This is a genomic window from Vibrio clamense, from assembly GCF_050337905.1.
In the GTDB taxonomy this organism is placed as follows: Bacteria; Pseudomonadota; Gammaproteobacteria; order Enterobacterales; family Vibrionaceae; genus Vibrio; species Vibrio cortegadensis.
In genome coordinates this window covers 1-3,671 of sequence record NZ_JAKJTJ010000015.1, presented here as the reverse complement: position 1 = coordinate 3,671, position 3,671 = coordinate 1, and the positions used below count along the sequence as shown (strand labels likewise).

At 39.4% G+C, this 3,671-nt stretch carries 6 protein-coding genes; 5 read left to right on the top strand and 1 reads right to left on the bottom strand.

Features of this window, described 5'->3' with window-relative positions:
- Together L4C39_RS00595 and L4C39_RS00590 are read left to right on the top strand one after the other, a co-directional pair.
- Positions 1–157 (top strand): DM13 domain-containing protein (locus L4C39_RS00595; RefSeq protein WP_429743826.1); only part of this gene is annotated, 157 nt, incomplete at its 5' end.
- Positions 158–934: 777 nt separating this feature from the next.
- Positions 935–1,282: a DUF6404 family protein gene (locus L4C39_RS00590; RefSeq protein ID WP_429743824.1), complete on the top strand. Its 348-nt coding sequence runs from the start codon at positions 935–937 to the stop codon at positions 1,280–1,282.
- Positions 1,283–1,439: 157 nt separating this feature from the next.
- Here the strand turns inward: L4C39_RS00590 and L4C39_RS00585 are convergent, their stop codons facing one another.
- A complete protein-coding gene (locus L4C39_RS00585) occupies positions 1,440–1,841 on the bottom strand; it encodes a YkgJ family cysteine cluster protein (protein ID WP_429743822.1) in 402 nt (133 codons plus the stop codon).
- 231 nt (positions 1,842–2,072) lie between these two features.
- Between L4C39_RS00585 and L4C39_RS00580 the strand changes: the two genes are divergently transcribed.
- The 3 genes from L4C39_RS00580 to L4C39_RS00570 all read left to right on the top strand — a co-directional run.
- Positions 2,073–2,591 carry a GNAT family N-acetyltransferase gene (locus L4C39_RS00580; RefSeq protein WP_429743820.1) on the top strand — a complete coding sequence of 173 codons (519 nt, stop codon included), beginning with the start codon at positions 2,073–2,075 and terminating at the stop codon, positions 2,589–2,591.
- Positions 2,592–2,836: 245 nt separating this feature from the next.
- The gene (locus L4C39_RS00575) at positions 2,837–3,169 is read left to right on the top strand and encodes a zinc ribbon domain-containing protein YjdM (RefSeq protein ID WP_261889312.1); all 333 of its coding nucleotides are present in this window, start codon (positions 2,837–2,839) and stop codon (positions 3,167–3,169) included.
- 161 nt (positions 3,170–3,330) lie between these two features.
- A partial coding sequence (locus tag L4C39_RS00570) for a nucleotidyltransferase family protein (RefSeq protein ID WP_429743818.1) occupies positions 3,331–3,671 on the top strand: 341 nt, incomplete at its 3' end.

Here is a 3,671-nt window from a genome sequence, read left to right as displayed (position 1 = left end):
ATTAAAAGACAGTATGGTTCGCATTGGTAATGTTAAGACTTTCGAAAACTTTGCGGTCAAAATACCGAAAGGTATAGATGTCTCTAAATATAATACGGTCATTGTATGGTGTGAGACATTTGGTGAGTTTATCACGTCAGCTAAATACCAAAAATGAGCCACGCCTAACAAACAATTTAAGAGTGACTCCCAACGCGTGGCAGTTTCACTTCGATTTGAAATTTGTGTTTACGGTGCAATGGTTTAGCTTGGGTGTTATAGCGTTGTCGCACCTTAATTGGGCGTTATATTGCATAGGATTCAAAGGGTTAAATTATCCGTTTATCTTTGTTCTGCGTTCGAGCTACACACCTGTTCGTTTCGTGAAAGTTGCCATCAAAATGACCATCGCACGTAGAAAGCTTGACTGTTAATTAGCTGCAACGTCATGCAAGTCTCCTCGTTAGTAAGTTTTGCTGGCTCAAGTTCATTTTGCGCGGCTTCATTTTCGTGGGAGTTGCATTAAAAATTGTGGCTTCAGTGCACTTTTCCGTCAGGTTTCTCGCTCGAATTCTTTGTCATTCTGGCGAATCGAATGACTCCAATATCAGCTCATTTCGCTTCTTAGCCAAGTGCGTTTTGTTGTCTATGGTTTAGTTTCGAACTATCCGTTTTACTTCTGAGTTCAAAGCCAGTAGATTTATAACCAATTCAGCACCTTGGCGCTAAACTTAGCTCTGTCGTGCGGGCAATATAACAAACAATTTAAGAGTGACTCCTAACGCTTGCCGATTTTACTCCGATTTGAATTTTGTGTTTACGGCGCAATGGTTTAGGTTAGGTGTTATAGCGTTATCGCACCTTAATTGGGCGTTATATTTATTTTTAAATCATGAAGTTACTCGAAATCCAATCTTCCTAATTTTGGTATCGTTTTCCATTTGGGGGGAGATTTATGAGTTATCAAGATAAGTTAGAAAGAGCTGACAATTACCTAAAGGCTTTGGGGCTTTCTTGTAATACAGACAAGACGGTCTTATATAGGTTTTTGCGAAATCGAGGTATCCAGTTAAAACCCGTATATTGGGAATCACTTCCTACAAATATAGTCTTGAAATTCATTGAATTCTTCTTCGTATACCTGTTTATAACGTATCTGTTTAGCCTAGCCCAAGAAAATTCTAAGTTCATGGATACCTTAACAAATGCTCTCATAACAAGCTCTGCATTCTCTATTGCAATCAGCATTTACTATCTCATAGTGGCTAGAAGGAAATCTCTCATAAAGTGGGAAAAAGTATAGAGGTATCATAAATATAACAAAGCGTTTAAGACAGATTCCCAACGCTCGGCATTTTCAGTTTGGGTCAGCTTTAGTGTTTAAGGTGGCAAGGTTTTAGGTATGGTGGTAGCGTTGCTCACTACTTAACGCGGCGTTATATGCAATTGCCTAAATCAACCTAGGAATAGCTCGAAGGTCGGCTTGAACTCATCACCTTATCGAGATCTTTCTGAGCTTTCTTAGGGTTTTCTAAGTCAGTAATTTCTATCATTTCACATTCGTCTCGAACCATTTCGTTGATAAGGCTAGGGTAGTGGCGACAATCTTCTGGTCGGTCGAAGTAAATACTGCATGTATATTTATCTTTCTCTTCTGGCTTTGACTTCGGCACTAATTCCAAAAATGGACAATGGTTTAATTGTGCTCTGGTTTCTGGATCAAACCAGATTTTTCCATCTTTCACATATTCAAAGATATCTGGGTTAAACAGCTCCCACAGGTCTATTTCTTCCTGCGTGGCTGCTAAATCACCATCGCCATATTTGATGCAGCATTTTCCACATTGGTTGCAGTCTTTCATGGTGTTTACTTTGAATTAGGAGGTTATTGATTGAGTCTATCATCAATAGTGAAATTAGCTCTGCATTTGAGGTGGGAGTTTGCATATAACAAAGCGTTTAAGACGGATTCACAACGCTTGGCGGCTTCAGTTTAAAGATATGCATCAGAGTTTATGGCATAATGTCTTGAGTGCAGTGGTAGCGCTGTTCACCACTTAACGCGGCGTTATAAAACAAGGAGAGTTCTGCATTTGAAAATAGTAACGGATAGACTCGGAATGACTCAAATCACAGTGAAAGACTGGGATTTAAACCAATCTTTAAATCGAGATCCTGCGGTAATAAAGTTCTGTTTTGATGAACCATCACCTAAGGAAATTAAGGACAATTTTAATTCTCGACTCCCTGAGTGGAATAAGGTTTCTGAGCATTGGTTGTGCTTAACCATTACTGTAAATGAAACTGGTGAAAAAATCGGCGTCACTGGTTTTCGTATGCGTGATGGCGCAGCCGAAGTTGGTTTTCTTATTCAACCTAAATACCATGGTCTTGGTTACGGTACTGAATCTCTAAAATCTCTGATTAAGTGGGCATGCGAAGAGCAAGGTATCCAAACGTTTAACGCAGTCGTAACTGAGGGCAACATTGGTTCAGAGAAAGTATTAACCAAGTGTGGTTTCTCGCTGAAAAAAGTTATCCCAGAAGCTTATGAAATCGGTGGTAAATTGTATGCAGACCATGTTTACCAATACGGAAAAATTGTTTTATAACAAACAATTTAAGAGGGATTCTCAACGCTTGGCACTTTTGCTTCTACTTCAGTTTTAGTGTTTATGGCACAATGCTTTAGGTTTGGGTGGAGGCGTTGTTCACCCCTTAATTGGGCGTTATAGCGCACGACCAATTTGAGTCGGATTTTCATGTTTTAGTGCTCATTGACGCTTTCATAATGCATAGACTGAACGTGATAAATCATTAAAATATAAGTTAAATCAATTAATAGAAGTCATAACTAATGTCATTTCCTCCTTGCCCAAATTGCCAATCTGAATTTGTTTATCAAGATCAAACACATCTTGTTTGTCCCGAATGTGCCTATGAATGGAACCCAGTTGAAGAGGCTGAAAATCAATTCACAGTTCATGATGTTAATGGAAATCAGTTGGAGCAAGGCGATAAAATCACATTGGTGAAAGATCTCAAAGTTAAAGGTAGTTCTCAGAACCTTAAAATTGGCACAAAAGGTGTAATAAAGCGGGTTGTGGAAGGTAAGGATCATCAATTGGACTGTAAGCTTGATGGTGCTGGCGAAATGTTTGTAACGGCAAAATACGTTAAGAAAGCGTAAGTCACTTGCCCTTGAATCAGCGCTCTAACAAACAATTTAAGAGTGACTCCTAACGCTTGYCGATTTTACTCCGATTTGAAATTTGTGTTTACGGTGCAATGGTTTAGNTTAGGTNTTATAGCGTTGTCGCACCTTAATTGGGCGTTAGGGCACAGGGCGAAATGGACAGAATCRTAGAATTAATCAAACAAGATCCAGTTAGAGTTAACGCTTTGAAGTGTGTATCTCAACTGGGTTTACCTCAATGCTATATTGCAGCAGGTTTCGTCCGAAATCTTGTGTGGGATACATTACATGGTTTTCAGGTGGCGACACCATTGAATGATGCTGATGTTATCTATTTTGCACCTGACGAGCGAGATCCTAATGCATATTTATACTATGAAGCTCAGCTTAAACAGCTAATGCCGGAAATTAACTGGCAAGTTCGAAATCAGGCAATAATGCACAATCGCAATGGTGACTTACCTTACACAAGTTCACTGGATGCTATGAGCTACTG